Raw genomic sequence first — 14,932 nt, 5'->3', positions numbered from 1 at the left:
CATGAAATTGGTTGAGCCGTGCTGGGCAGACCCACCGCATACCCCCATGTCGCCCACCATTGTTAGCTCAGAAAAACGCGACCGCGTGAGAATCGACTCATCCGTTTGGCTGGGTTTCGTCGCCGTCTTTCTCTTCTTCCTGTCCGCCGGTGGAGTGGCCTATGTCAACACTCGCATCTTGCGGCGAAACGCCGATTCAGTGGCCAAGACGCATGAGACGATCGTGGCCTTGGAGAACGTGATTTCGATCATTAAGGACGCTGAAACCGGGCAGCGCGGCTATTTGCTGACGGGCGATACGAAGTACCTCGCCCCCTACAATGTCGCGATCAATCGAGTTGAACAGCGACTGCAAGGGATGGAGCGACTCGTCGGAACCGAGGTGGTGCAGGCGGCCAAGCTCCGCCAGATCAGGGAGGAGGTCGCAAACAAACTGAGCGAACTTGCGGAAACGATCGACATTCGCCAAAAGCGAGGATTCGACGAGGCCTTGGAGGTGGTTGTTACCGATCGCGGCAAACAATCGATGGATGCGATTCGCACGCACGTCGAAGCCATGCAAACGACCGAAATGGTTCGCCGTGCAGACCGGCTGCGCGAGATGGACCAGGCATACCTCACGGCAGTTGCCAGCGGCGTGCTGACGGGATTACTCGGTATTGTGCTCTCCTCCGTGGTGGCCTATCTCGTTCGCCGCGCGATGCTGACTCGCGCCAGGCAAGAATGGCTTTTGAATGGTCAAAGCGGCTTGAGCCGCGAAATGGTGGGCGATCCCACCATCGACCAACTCAGCAATCGCGTGTTGAAATTTCTAGCCGAGTATTTGAATGCGCAGGCGGGAATCTTCTTTGCCAGGGATGAAGGCCAATTCAAACTCTTGTCCACGTTTGCGGTCCCCGCCGACAGTGGAGTGCTCCAAGAATTCTCGTCCGGCGAAGGATTGCTCGGGAAGGCTGCCGATGACGGTAAGCCTTCGATCCTGAATGACATTCCTGAAGGCTATCTAGTCTTCGGCTCTGGCCTCGGTCGCAGCAAGCCAAGACACCTCGCCATCGCTCCCTTCTCGCCAGATTCCGAAACCAATGCAGTGGTCGAGCTTGGTTTTCTGGAACCACCTGATTCCAAGACGACCGAGTTTCTGCAGAACATCTCCGAATCGATCGGCGTAGCCGTCAAGTCGGCGCACTACCGGGCCCACTTGCACAACCTCTTGGAAGAGACTCAGCGGCAAGCCGAAGAGTTGCAAGCGCAGAGTGAAGAACTGCGGGTGGGTAACGAAGAATTGGAAGAACAAAGCAGCGCGCTCAAAGAGTCGCAGACGCGGTTGGAGCAACAGCAAGTTGAACTCGAGCAAACCAATTCGCAACTCGAAGAGCACGCCCAGACGCTTGAAACGCAGCGCGACGATTTGGCGCGGACTCAGGCATCGCTCGAGCGACAGGCGCGAGAACTGGAGCAAGCGAGCCAGTATAAGTCCGACTTCCTCGCGAATATGTCGCACGAGTTGCGGACGCCGCTCAATTCATCATTGATTCTCGCCAAGTTGCTGGGGGACAATCCGAACCGCAACCTCACTCCCGAACAGGTTCAGTTCGCCCGAAATATCGAATCAGCCGGCAATGACCTGCTCAATTTGATCAACGACATCTTGGACCTGTCCAAAATCGAAGCTGGCCACATGGAGGTTCGCCCGGAGAGCGTTCGCCTGTCGCAGTTGATCGAAGATGTGGCTCGGACCTTTTTGCCGGTCGCAACGCAAAAGGGGCTCGAATTCAAGACTGGACTGGCTGCTGACTGTCCGAAGATCTTCGAGACGGATGGTCAACGTCTGGAGCAGATTCTTCGCAATCTCCTCTCCAACGCATTCAAGTTTACAGAGCGCGGCAGCGTTCAACTGAAGGTCAGTCAAACGGCGAACCAGGAATTGCGCTTTGCCGTTTCGGATACAGGAATCGGCATCCCGGCACATCAGCAGCAGATCATTTTCGAAGCCTTTCGTCAGGCCGATGGCACCACGAATCGCAAATACGGTGGAACAGGTCTAGGACTCTCAATTTCACGCGAGCTGACGCGCCTGCTCGGCGGGAGAATCGAACTGGAAAGCACGCCCGGTGGCGGCAGCACTTTCACGATCACCTTGCCCCTCTCGATCAATCGTGAAGTCGTGCAACGGAAGCCGAATGCCCCGCCAGAGCAAACTGACTTCAATATCGTGTCGCACACTCCCCAACCTGTGGTTGTAGGTCCGATTGGCGAGGGCCGTGCTGCCGTTCAGCGCCTGATCGAAGATGACCGCGAACGCTTGTCGGCAGGGAGGCGCCTTATTCTGTTGGTTGAGGACGACCTGTCGTTCGCCAGGATTCTTTACGATCTGGCCCATGAACTGAACTTTGATGCCTTGATTGCGACCACGGCCGAAGAAGGGCTTCAGCTGGCGACGCAACACTTGCCGAGCGCCATCATTTTGGATGTGGGGCTACCCGATCAATCGGGTCTGACCGTGCTGGACCGCTTGAAGCGCGACGCGCGAACGCGACACTTGCCGGTGCACGTGATCTCGGCCAGCGACTATGCGCAAACAGCGCTATCGCTCGGCGCCGTCGGGTACATGCTGAAACCGGTGAAACGCGAAGAGCTCGTGGACGTATTGCATCGGATCGAGAGCAGGCTCTTGCAGAAGATGCGGCGAGTTTTGGTCGTGGAAGATGACCCTCGTCAACTCGACAGCTTGCAGAAGCTTTTGGGCTCTCACGAAGTCTCGACGACCGGCGCGAGAACAGCCGCAGAGTGTCTGTCGCTGCTGAAGGATGCGACGTTTGATTGCATGGTGCTGGATCTGACTTTGCCGGATACCTCCGGCTATGCACTGCTGGAAACATTGAGCAAAGAACAGTCGTACTCTTTCCCGCCGGTGATCGTTTACACCGGCCGCGAGTTGTCGGTCGATGAGGAGCAACGGCTGCGTCGGTATTCGAAGTCGATCATCATCAAGGGAGCCAAGTCCCCGGAACGATTGCTGGACGAAGTCACTTTGTTCCTGCATCAAATGGTTGCCACGCTGCCAGCCGAACAGCGGCGCATGCTGGAAACCGCGCGCAGTCGCGAAGCCGATTTGGAGGGGCGCCGGATTCTAGTGGTCGAAGATGATGTGCGCAATGTTTTTGCGCTGACGAGCATTCTTGAACCTCGTGGCGCCATCGTGCAGATTGCCCGCAACGGCCGAGAGGCATTGACGGCTCTCGAGAAAGCGAAAACGGACAAGCCAATCGATCTGGTGCTGATGGACATCATGATGCCAGAGATGGATGGCATTACGTGCATGCGGGAGATCCGCAAGAATCCGGCCTGGCGCGAGATGCCGATCATCGCGTTGACGGCGAAGGCGATGAAAGACGACCAGGAGCAATGTCTCTCGGCGGGAGCCAATGATTACATTCCGAAGCCTCTCGATGTCGAGAAGTTGCTGTCACTCGTTCGCGTCTGGATGCCCCGCTAAGGAAATCGCTGGTGCAGAGTAAGACGGACGATATCGAGATTCGGCTGCTGCTGGATGCCCTGTTTCACCGTTATCACTACGATTTTCGTGGCTATGCAATGGCTTCGCTGAAGCGACGCCTGGTGCAGGCTCGCGAGCATTTTCAGTGCGAAAGCTTTTCGCAGCTGCAGGACCGAGTGCTGCATGACCCGACGGTACTGCCGAAGATGCTTTCGTACTTGACGGTCCAGGTCAGCGAGATGTTCCGCGACCCGTCGTACTTCGCTGCCATCCGTGAACACGTCGTTCCTCATCTCCGCACCTACCCTTCTTTGAAAGTTTGGGTTGCGGGCTGCAGCGCCGGCGAAGAACTCTATTCGCTGATCATCTTGTTTCGCGAGGAAGGGCTGGAAGAACGGACAATTTTCTACGGCACGGATATCAATCCGGAGGCATATCGAAAGGCCGAAGCAGGGGTATACAGCCTGGATCGGATCGCCTTGTTCACGAAGAACCATCAGTTATCCGGCGGCAAATCATCGTTGTCGGACTATTACACGGCCGCGTATGGCGCGGCTGTTTTTGATAAGTCACTGCGTGCGCGGGCGGTATTCTCCGATCACAGCCTGGTGAGCGATGCCGTCTTCGCCGAAATGCACCTGATCTCTTGCCGTAATGTGCTGATTTATTTCGAGCGAGCGCTGCAGGACCGCGCGGTGGGCCTGTTCAAGGATTCGCTGGTGCGACGTGGATTTCTCGGCATCGGTTCGAAAGAGAGCCTGCGGTTTTCAGCGCATGCCAATGCTTTTGCGGAGTTCTCGCGCGAGGCCCGCCTTTACCAGAAGCATGGAGGCCCTGGAAATGGCTGAGCACAAACCAGATTCAGTTGTTCCAAGGCAGCGCTTTCGCGCAATTGTGATTGGCGCGTCGGCTGGCGCCGTCGAAGCGCTGGGCGCAATCTTGCCGAAATTGCCCGCGCAGTTCCCGATTCCGGTGATGGTTGTGGTACATATTCCGGCGGAATCCAGATTTTCGTTGGTCGACCTTTTTCAAAAACGATGCCAGGTGAAACTACTCGAAGCCGCCGACAAAGAGCCCATTCAAGCGGGCACGGTATACTTCGCGCCCCCTGACTATCACTTGCTGGTTGAGAAGGATTTCCATCTGTCGCTCTCGAGCGAGGAGCAAGTCATGTTCTCGCGCCCTTCGATTGATGTACTCTTTGAAACGGCCAGTGACGCGTTTGGCACAGGCTTATGCGGCGTCATCCTTTCCGGTGCGAACAGTGACGGCGCGAAGGGGTTGCAAGCCATTGTTCAGAACGGCGGTGTCGCCGTCGTGCAGTTGCCGGAATCCGCGCGATCGTCCGCGATGCCGGAAGCGGCGCTGCTAGTCTGTCCCAGTGCATTGGTTCTGCAGCTCGAACAAATCGGAACTTTTCTGGCCCAGTGTCAGGTGGGAGAACAAGCATGACAACTGCGCCTGTGTACTTTTTGCTGGTCGACGATCTTGAGGAAAACCTCGTCGCCTTGGAAGCGCTCCTGCGGCGCGAAGGGCGAGTGCTACTCCGCGCACGCTCTGGCGCCGATGCGCTGGAGTTGCTCTTGCAACATGAAGTTGCTCTAGCTCTGGTCGACGTGCAAATGCCGGGAATGAATGGCTTCGAATTGGCCGAGCTAATGCGTGGCACGGAACGTACGCGACGGGTGCCAATCATTTTTCTCACGGCGGGTGTCTCTGATAAGCAGCGCCGATTCCAGGGCTATGAGGCAGGAGCCGTAGATTTTCTGCAGAAGCCGATTGATTCTGAAATCTTGCGAAGCAAGGCGGACGTCTTTGCTGAACTCTATTTGCAGCGGCATGAGGCCATTCGGCAGCGGGATGAAATCTCCAGGTTATTGGAAGAGGCTCGGAAGAATACCGAAGCACTGAAGGAAGCCGATCGCCGCAAGGATGAATTTCTGGCCATGCTGGCGCATGAACTGCGCAATCCTTTGGCGCCGATTCGCAACGCCATCGAAATCTTGCGTTACGTAGGATTGCCAACGGAAACCGAGAAAGTAATCAACATCCTGGATCGGCAGGCACAGCAATTGAGTCGTCTGGTCGACGACCTCTTGGACGTCTCCCGGGTTAGTCGCGGTAAGATCGAGCTGCGCAAAGAAACGCTGCCGCTGGCGATGATCGTTGCGAATGCCGTCGAAGCCAGTCGCCCTCTCATCAATCGGCACAAGCATCGACTGATCGTCAACGTCGCGGACGAGGATTGCCTGGTTCAGGGTGATGGGGCGAGGCTCACCCAGGTTGTGATGAACTTGCTGAACAACGCAGCCAAGTACACCGACGATGAGGGAACAATTTGGCTGACTGCAACCTGCGATCAGCAGCAATTCAGCGTCAGCGTTCGCGACAACGGCATTGGCATCTCGGCCGAAATGCTGCCGAAGGTGTTTGATCTGTTCACTCAGGTCGATCGCACGCTGGAACGCACCGAAGGAGGCCTCGGAATCGGCCTCACGCTGGTGAAAAGGTTAGTTGAACTTCACCAGGGTACGGTTGTGGCTCGTAGCGAGGGACACAGCAAGGGAAGTGAATTCGCAATCTCGATTCCACGCGAAAAACCGACGATTTCCTCGCCTCAAACGACAGTGCGCCCCACGCCTGAATCCGCAGCTATCGCTCGGGCTCGGGTGCTCGTGGTCGATGACAATCGTGACTCCGCCGAGTCGCTGGTAAAGCTTTTGCAGGTCCTCGGCTACGAGGTGCAGGTGGCATTTGATGGAGCGCAGGCCGTTAACACGGCGAACCATTGGAGGCCGACGGTAATTTTCATGGACATAGGACTGCCAATTCTCAATGGCTATGAAGCTGCCCGGCAAATTCGCAGCGATCTTGGTGCGAGCACGATCCTCGTTGCGCTCACCGGCTGGGGGCAAGAGTCCGATCGACTTCAATCGAAGCATGCCGGCTTCAACCATCACCTGACGAAGCCCGTCGAATTTGAAACGCTGAGGATGCTGATCCAACAAGCTGCCGAGTGAGCGCGCAGCAAAGCCGAGTCTGCTGCGCGTCGAGATGAATAACGGTTAGTTCCGTTTGTCACCGCTCGTCGTGCTGTAGTTGAAGTCGAACAGCAAATCCATCAGTGCGTAGTCGACCACCCAGTCACGACCTGCTCCCGTGTAGACCCAGTCGAACTTGCCGTCGCTGGTCACTGTGGTGCTATTCACCTTACTGGCCAGGTTGGTAATGCGAGTGTTGAACGGCTGGCTGGAAGTCCAGATGGCTTGGATCGCGAGCAGTTCGCTCGTGTTCGTTGCCAGGCTGAAGTTACCGCTGATAATCAAATCGTCGCCGCCGTCGCCGAAGATGGTGTCCAGTCCTTCGCCGCCGTTTAGAATGTCGGCCCCTTCGCCGCCGGAGATCCAGTCGTTGCCGGCGCCGCCGAGGATGACATCGTTTCCGGCTTCGCCATAGAGATAATCGACGCCGGCGTCGCCGTAGACGAAGTCATTGCCGCCGCGAGCAAAGATGAAATCGTTGCCAGCGCCGCCATGCAGCACGTCGTTGCCACCGCCAGACATGATGATGTCGTTGCCGTCATCGCCGTTGATCGTCGCCGGTTTGGTGATCAACGGGTCGAGAATGATCCGGTCGTGGCCGGCCAATCCGTTGATCAGAATGCGATCGAAGGTGCTGTTGTCGAAGTAGCTGATCACGCGACTCAGCGGCACGACTACCAGCGTACGATTGCCGCTCCGTACCACGCTGATCAAATCAATCGATTGACTGCCGTTGATCACCAGCACGTTCTTGCCTGGATTTTCCACATCAGGAATGACGGCTACCAGGTTGGGCGTGGTGTTGCTGGGAGCAATCGTCACGGTGAAGGTGCGCGTAATTGTGTTCACGCCACCATTCGCCGTGCCGCCGTTGTCGGTAACCGTCACCGTGATGGTGGCTGTGCCCGATTGGCCTGCTACAGGCGTAAAGCTGAGCGATCCCGTGCTGTTCGGCGATGTGTAAGTAATGGTCGGGTTCGGGATTAGCGCCGGATTGCTCGAGACGGCAGTCACGGTGAGTGTCTGCGACTCGCCGCCACCAGCCGTGATGCCAGTCAAATTGATGGTTTGCAAACCCGAGCCATTCGGCAGCGAGGGGATGCTGGCAATCGCGCTGAGAGTCGGTGCGTCGTTCACCGCGGTGACGGTAATCGTGAATGTGTCCGAAGTCAGGCCACCACTCCCGTCGTCCACCGTCACCGTGATCGTTGCGACGCCGCTAAGATTTGCGGCGGGCGACAGACTGATGGTGCGATTCGCCCCACTCCCTCCGAGTGTGATGCTTCCGGTGGGGAACAGCGTGGTATCGCTCGAACTCGTAGTTACGGTCAGCGATGCCGCGGCTGTTTCCGCATCACCTACGGTGAACGGCACGTTGAGCAGCGGCGTATCTTCGAGGGTCGTTTGATTGGCGATATCGCTGATCGTCGGCAGCGACGCAGTGTCGTTGTCGAGATTTGTAACCGAGACATCGGGCACGGCGACGCCTGAATAGGCCGAATCGGTGCTGACCGCAGCGCCAGTGATGATCGAGTAAGCGATGTCGCCGTCAACCAGGGCATCGTCGACGCCGGTGATCGTGATGACCTGCGGAACATTCCAATTGAGCGGCGTGAAGGTGACGCTATTCGTGGAGGGAGTTCCTTCGGTGGCATCGCTCGTACCAAGGGAAATTGTGACGTCAGCGGTCGGTTGCGAGGTGAGCACGATGTTGAAGATCGCCACGCCGCCGGCTTCGGTGGTGGTCAGCCCCGAGGTGGGCGTCACCGATACGCCGACCGTTTCGACCACATCAGTAAGGTTAATGGTGATCGTATTGCTGGCCGATTGATTGCCGGAATCGGTGACTTGCACCGTCAGCGAAAATGTCGGCGTCGTTTCGAAGTTCAGCAGTTGCGAGTTGGCCACGGTAATTTGGCCGGTCGTTGGATTAATGGCGAACGCGCCGCTGCCATTGCCGGCAGTGATCGAGAACGACTTGGTATCGCCAAGGTCGGGATCGACCACGACAACCGTCCCCACACTCGTGCCATTGGCACTGTTTTCAGCAATCGCGAAGGTTTGCGGCGCAATGGTCGGTGCATCGTTGACGGGCGTCACGGTGATCGCAAGGGTCGTCGCCGAGATCGAACCGCCGGCGCCATCCGAAACCGTGAACGAGAACGAATCGCTGGTCGTCTCGCTGCCGTTGTGGGTGTACTTCAGCAAACCATTGTTGATATCGGCTTGTGTAAACGTGCCGTTCAATGCGAGCTGCGTGCTGTTGAGCAGCAATGTGCCGTTGGCGGGGAGCGCGGTGACGGTGTAGGTGATTTGCGCGGCCGGCGTATCAACGTCGGTCACTTGCAGGCGAGCGGTAGTGATGGTGGTGGCAGTCGCGCCTTCGGCGACCGTCAGGCCCGTGTTGACCGCGAGCACCGGCGCGTCGTTCACCGCCGTGACGGTAATCGCAAACGTTGTTGCGGCGATCGTGCCGCCAGCGCCGTCGCTCACCGTGAAGCTGAACGCATCGCTGGTCGTTTCGCTGCCGTTGTGTGTGTAGCTCAACAGCCCGTTGTTGATGTCGGCTTGGGTGAAGGTGCTGCTGATCGCGAGCGGCGTGCCATTCCGCAACAGCGTGCCATTCGCGGGAGTGGCGGTAACCGTAAAGGTGATTGAGGCAGCCGGCGTATCGGCATCGGTCACCGCCAAGCGAGCGCTGGTGATGACCGTGGCGGCAGCACCTTCGGCTACCGTGAGTCCCGCGTTCACACTGAGCACCGGCGCATCGTTCACCGGCGTGACCGTAATGGCGAACGGGGTGGAAGCGATCGTCGTGTTGCCATCAGTCACCGAGAAACTGAATGTGTCGCTGGTGGTTTCGCTTCCGTTGTGGGCATACGTGACCAAGCCATTGTTGATGTCGGCCTGTGTGAACGTGGCGTTGATTCCGAGCGCCGTGCCGCTGAGTGCCAAGGTGCCGTTAGCGGGTATCGATAGCACGGTGAAAACGATCTGTGCTGCGCCGTTATCGACATCGGTTACTGCCAACTGCGCGCTGGTGATGGTCGTTGCTGCATCTCCCTCGAAGACAGTTAGGCCCGTATTGACGGCGAGCACCGGCGCGTCGTTCACCGCCGTGATGGTAATCGTGAACGTTGTTGCGGGGATCGTTCCACCCGCGCCGTCGGCAACCGTGAAGGTAAACGAGTCGCCCGTCGTTTCGCTGCCGTTGTGCGTGTACGACAACAGCCCAGCATTGATATCAGCTTGTGTGAACGTGCCGTTCAGCGTCAGCGGCGTGCTATTTAGCAACAGTACGCCGTTGGCTGGAATTGCGGTGATCGTGTAGGTGAGATTCGCAGCCGATTGCTGAGCATCTGTCACTTGCAGCAGCGTATTGGATATCGGTGATGTCGCACCTTCGGCGAGCGTCAAGCCAACGTTGTTGACGATCGTCGGCGAAGTATTTGCAGCGATCAGTCCAATGGTAAAGGTCGCTGTCGGCAGCGTAGCCGTGCCGTCGCTGACGGTGAAGGTGAAGCTATCGGCGACGCCGGCGGCTGGCGCGGCGTACGAAACCTTGCCGGTGTTGATGTCATCTTGAGTGAAGGTGCCGCCGGCAGTCAAAACGCCGGTGCCAGTGAGCGTAAGCGTTCCCGCCGGAGCGGTTCCCACGGTGTAGACCAGTTGGGTCGCCGTGTTGTCGGCATCGGTCGTCAGCAGGTTGCTGCCCGTCAGCGTGACGCTCGTGTTGAGCGGTACGTTGGTCAAGCCACTGTTTGTCGCGAGCACCGGCGGATCATTCACGGCAGTGATCGCGATGGCAAAAATCGTTGGCAACGTGCTGCCGCCAGCGCCGTCGCTCACAGTGAAACTAAAGCTATCGCTCGTCGTTTCGCTGCCATTGTGAGCGTAGGCGAGTTGCCCGCCATTCACCTGAGCTTGCGTGAACGTGCCGGCTGCCGTCAGTGGCGCGCCGTTCACAGACAACGTTCCATTCGTCGGCAAGGTAACGATGGCGTAGGTCAGCGTGAGATTGTTGCTATCGACATCGGTGGCGTTGAGCAGCGCCGAGCCGATAACAGTTGCGGGCGCGCCTTCGCTCACCGTCAGTCCCGCATTAGTCGCCACAACGGGAGCGTCGTTGACCGGAGTGACCGTGATCGCAAAGATCGTCGTCGGGATCGAACCGGTCGAACTATCGCTGACGGTGAACGTGAACGAATCGCTGGTCGTTTCGCTACCGTTGTGGGCATACTTTACCAGGCCAGCATTGATATCAGCCTGTGTGAACGTTCCGTTGATGCCGACGGCTGCACCGCCGAGCGAGAGCACGCCATTGGTTGGCAGCACCGTCACTGTGTACACCACCTGCACCGGCGTCGCATCCGGATCGGTCACCGCCAATTGGCTACTGGCAATCGTGGTGGCCGCTGCGCCTTCGGCGACGGTCAAACCTATGTTCGTCGTTAGCGTCGGCGTGTCGTTGACCGGCGTGACCGTGATCGAGAAGGTCGTGGCAGCGATGCTGCTATTGCCGTCGCTGACGGTGAACGTGAACGAATCGCTGGTCGTTTCGCTGCCGTTGTGGCTGTAAGTGAGCAGCCCCGCATTGATATTGGCTTGCGTAAACGTACCGCCAATGCCGAGCGGCGCGCCGCTGAGCGCGAGCGTGCCGTTGGCTGGAACGGCGGTGAGGGTGTAGGTGAGACCAGCCGCGCCTGTATCGCCGTCGCTCACCAACAAATTTGTGCTGGTAATCGCGGCATTTGTAGCGCCTTCAGCAACAGTCAGCGAGGTGTTGTTCGTCAGCGTCGGCGGATCGTTCACCGCCGTGATCATTATGCTGAACGTGCTCCCCGGCAGAGTGACGGCGCCATCGGTCACCGTGAACGTGAACGAGTCGCTCGTTGTCTCGCTGCCATTGTGGGCGTACTTCAGCAGGCTGTTGTTGATGTCTGCCTGAGTAAACGTTTGGTTTACCGCGAGGGCGCTGCCGCTCAACGACAACACGCCGTTGGCGGGAATCGAGGTCACGGTATATATCAACTGCGCTGCCGTGTTGTCGGCATCGGTCACGACCAGGTTGGCGCTCGTAATTGTCGTGGCCGCGGCTCCTTCAGCTACCGTGAGTGGAGAATTGGTGGCCAGCACCGGTGCATCATTTACGGGTGTAATCGTGATGTTGAACGTGCTGACTGGAAGCGTGGCCGTGCCATCGCTCACGGTGAACATGAACGAATCGCTGGTCGTCTCGCTGCCGCTATGGCTGTAGGTCAACAATCCCGAGTTGATGTTCGCCTGTGTGAAAGTGCCGTTCAATGCCAGCGGCGTGCCGCTCAGCGCGAGCGTGCCGTTGGCTGGAACGGAGGAGAGGGTGTAGGTGAGATTGGTCGCTGGCGATTCGGCGTCGCTGGCCAGCAAGTTGGTGCTAGTGATCGCGATATTCGTCGCCCCTTCGGCCACGATCAGTAGAACGTTGTTCGTCAACGTTGGCGCATCATTCACCGGTGTAATCGTGATGTTGAACGTGCTGACTGGAAGCGTGGCCGTGCCATCGCTCACCGTAAATGTGAACGAATCGCTGGTCGTCTCGCTGCCGTTGTGGGCGTACTTCAGCAGGCTGTTGTTGATGTCCGCCTGCGTGAACGTTTGATTGACCAACAGCGGACTGCCGCTCAACGACAGCACGCCATTCGTCGGAAGCAACGTCACCGTGTAAACAAGTTGAGCGGCCGTCGCGTCGGCGTCGGTCGTCAGCAAGTTCGTATTGGCAATCGTCGTGGCCGGAGCCCCCTCGGCAACGGTGAGTGGCGAATTGGTGGCCAGCACCGGCAGGTCGTTGACGGGCGTGATCGTGATGTTGAAGGTCGTACTCGGAATAGTCGCGGTGCCGTCGCTCACGGTGAACGTGAACGAATCGGCGGTCGTCTCGCTACCGTTGTGGGCGTACTTCACCAGACCGCTGTTGATATCTGCCTGCGTGAAAGTGCCGGCGGCGGCTAACGGCACGCCGCTGAGAGAAAGCGTGCCGAACGTCGGAGCGGTGCCGAGTGTATAAGTTAATTGGAGCGGAGTGTTGTCGACATCGCTGACCAGCAGTTGTGTGTTCGTGATGGTAGTCGCCGCGGCTCCTTCGGCGACCGTCAGGCCGGCGTTGGTCGTGAGCGTCGGCGCGTCGTTGACGGGCGTGATCGAGATAGCAAAGGTCGTGGCCGGAATATTTCCACCCGCGCCATCGGTCACCGTGAACGTGAACGAATCGCCGATCGCTTCGCCACCGGCGTGTGCGTAGGTAATCAAACCGCCATCGATATCGGCCTGCGTGAACGTGTCGTTCGCGGCCAGCGGAGTGCCGTTCTTCGCGAGCGTGCCGCCCGTCGGTAGCAGAGTTACGGTGTATAGCAGCGCAGTGGCCAGATTGTCGTTATCGCTTACGAGCAACCGAGCATTAGTGATTACCGTGGCTGGGGCCCCTTCGGCAACCGTCAGGCCAGCATTAGTCGTGAGCGTCGGGATGTCGTTGACAGGTGTGATCGTGATCGGGAAAACGGTGGCTGGAATTCCCGCCGTGCCATCACTCACCGTGAACGTGAACGAATCGGTGGTCGTCTCGCTGCCGTTGTGGGCATAGCTAATCAGGCCCGCCGCAATGTCGGCCTGCGTAAACGTGCCGTTCAATGCCAGCGGCGTGACACCGTTCGTCAAAATGCCGTTCGTCGGCAAGGCAGTGACGGTGTAAATCAGTTGCGCTGCGGTATTATCGACGTCGTTCACCTGCAGCATCGCGCCGGTGATGACCGTGGCTGGTGCTCCCTCGGCAACGGTTAATCCCAAATTATTCTGCAACGTCGGGGCATCGTTTACCGGTGTCACCGTGATCGCCACAGTATCGGTGTCGCTCAGCGCGCCGCCGCTACCGGTGTTTCCCTGATCATTGCTCGTGATCGTGAGGGTCGCGTTGCCGCTAAAATTCGCGGTGGGAGCAAAACTCAGCCCTTGCAGCGCGGCGTTGAGATCTGCCAACGTGCCGGTGTAAGAAAGCGTGTCCGTGCCGTTGCCGGTTCCCGCCAGATTGGTCGTGCTACCCAGTGTCAAAGTGCCATTGGTAACCGACAACTGCAGCAGCATCGTTCCTGTGGCCGCATCGGGATCGGCAATCGAGATGACGTTGCTGTTCGCGGTCGAAAACACCAGGGGCGTATCTTCGTTGGTCGTTTGAGCCGCAGGCACGGTATTGGTGGGACTAACATTCGGCGCGGCAGCAGATCCGGCAGCCGTGACTTTGAGATTGTCGATGCCGATCCCTTGGCCATTGGTGCTCCCACCTAGGCCCGTATAGGTCCACCGCAAGTAATAGACCGTGCCGGCTGGAATGCTCAAGCCGGTTAGCGACACGCTTTTGGCGGTCGTCAACGGCGGGTTGCTCACCGTAGCATTGCCCGCGTCGGCTGCGTACGACTGGTTGCCTCCTGTTTCGGCGATAGTGGCTGCCGAGGTGCTCCCGTGGAAAAACGTCCAGTCATACTGCCGCGAACCGCTCCGATATTTTTCGTAATCCCACTCAATGTTCAGCGAAGTAATAGTGGAGCCCGAATTGTTGGTCACTGCCACAAAGAACGACTTCGGCGACGTGTAAGAACCTGTATTAAGAAATCCTAAAGCTCGGTCGGTTGAACTTGCCGTAACTCCATTCGCCCAGTTAATGATGCCGCCGCTGGAAGTACCAGTTACTACGCCAGTGCCCGTTGAACCATAGGCAAACGTGGCGGTGGTAGCGCCCGTCGCGTAATCGGCGCCGCCGCGAAATCCAGATGGCAGCGCTGCTGTTCCCGCGGATCCCATCCCATCAAAATTCTCCACAAACGGTGTGTTCAGCGCAGTGATCGAATCCACTGCCATCAGGTCGCGCGGCTCTAATCCTTCGATTTGCGACTTGCGAAACTGATTCAAAAAATGTCGGCGGCGAGCTGCAGCAGTCTGTGAATTGGTAGCGATAGTCTGGCGAGGAGCACGGCACAGCGACGAAGCGAAGAACTCGAGCATCAGCAAATCCTTACGAAATCGCTGCGCGCATGACCAGGTGCGCAGCATCGCCGCGAACGGCAAAATGGGTTAGCACAAAGGCAAAATAGGCGGAAAAAGATGGGTGCTTCGCGGTACATCACCGCGATCGTCACCCGCTGCGCCAAGGGAGAGTTGTGCAACGGCAGGAAGCGTGAGGCAGTTCACGCCAATCCGCCTAGTGTATCTGCAAATTCCAAAAATCGAAGGGATTGGTGCGTTCGAAATCGCGATTTTTAGATTTTATTGAGCAGCGGCCGGCCGCAACTTCCGCAACCGGGCCCATTTTCTCAGTCAGCTTTCAAGCAGCGAACGGGGTTGCTGAGAGGCGATTCGCAGGTCTATGGTA

At 58.0% G+C, this 14,932-nt stretch carries 5 protein-coding genes; 4 read left to right on the top strand and 1 reads right to left on the bottom strand.

From position 1 onward, the window contains the following. Nucleotides 1–46: 46 nt before the first annotated feature. From M9Q49_RS14415 to M9Q49_RS14400, 4 genes are read left to right on the top strand one after another with little or no spacing between them, the layout of a single operon-like run. Complete coding sequence (locus M9Q49_RS14415) at nucleotides 47–3,496, top strand: response regulator (RefSeq protein ID WP_254509456.1); 3,450 nt, start codon at nucleotides 47–49, stop codon at nucleotides 3,494–3,496. Nucleotides 3,497–3,507: 11 nt separating this feature from the next. Continuing rightward, entirely contained in the window at nucleotides 3,508–4,344 is an 837-nt protein-coding gene (locus M9Q49_RS14410; RefSeq protein ID WP_254509455.1) for a CheR family methyltransferase, read from the top strand. Then, a complete protein-coding gene (locus M9Q49_RS14405; RefSeq protein ID WP_254509454.1) occupies nucleotides 4,271–4,948 on the top strand; it encodes a chemotaxis protein CheB in 678 nt (225 codons plus the stop codon). The genes M9Q49_RS14410 and M9Q49_RS14405 overlap by 74 nt, the downstream gene beginning before the upstream one ends. Then, nucleotides 4,945–6,516: a response regulator gene (locus M9Q49_RS14400; protein WP_254509453.1), complete on the top strand. Its 1,572-nt coding sequence runs from the start codon at nucleotides 4,945–4,947 to the stop codon at nucleotides 6,514–6,516. Before M9Q49_RS14405 ends, M9Q49_RS14400 begins: the two co-directional genes overlap by 4 nt. A gap of 45 nt (nucleotides 6,517–6,561) precedes the next feature. Here M9Q49_RS14400 and M9Q49_RS14395 read toward each other — a convergent pair whose 3' ends face one another. Further along, a complete protein-coding gene (locus tag M9Q49_RS14395; protein WP_254509452.1) occupies nucleotides 6,562–14,565 on the bottom strand; it encodes a beta strand repeat-containing protein in 8,004 nt (2,667 codons plus the stop codon). Nucleotides 14,566–14,932 lie beyond the last annotated feature (367 nt).

The sequence above is a fragment of the Anatilimnocola floriformis genome, assembly GCF_024256385.1.
GTDB lineage: Bacteria > Planctomycetota > Planctomycetia > Pirellulales > Pirellulaceae > Anatilimnocola > Anatilimnocola floriformis.
The sequence above is the reverse complement of the archived record's forward strand: the minus strand, read 5'-3'. Positions and strand labels throughout refer to the sequence as shown.

Bases quoted from the DNA above. Each gene is read 5' to 3' on its own strand.
- M9Q49_RS14395 (WP_254509452.1), bottom strand. From the start codon at position 14,565: ATGCTCGAGTTCTTCGCTTCGTCGCTGTGCCGTGCTCCTCGCCAGACT.
- M9Q49_RS14405 (WP_254509454.1), top strand. From the start codon at position 4,271: ATGCCAATGCTTTTGCGGAGTTCTCGCGCGAGGCCCGCCTTTACCAGA.
- M9Q49_RS14400 (WP_254509453.1), top strand. From the start codon at position 4,945: ATGACAACTGCGCCTGTGTACTTTTTGCTGGTCGACGATCTTGAGGAA.
- M9Q49_RS14415 (WP_254509456.1), top strand. From the start codon at position 47: ATGTCGCCCACCATTGTTAGCTCAGAAAAACGCGACCGCGTGAGAATC.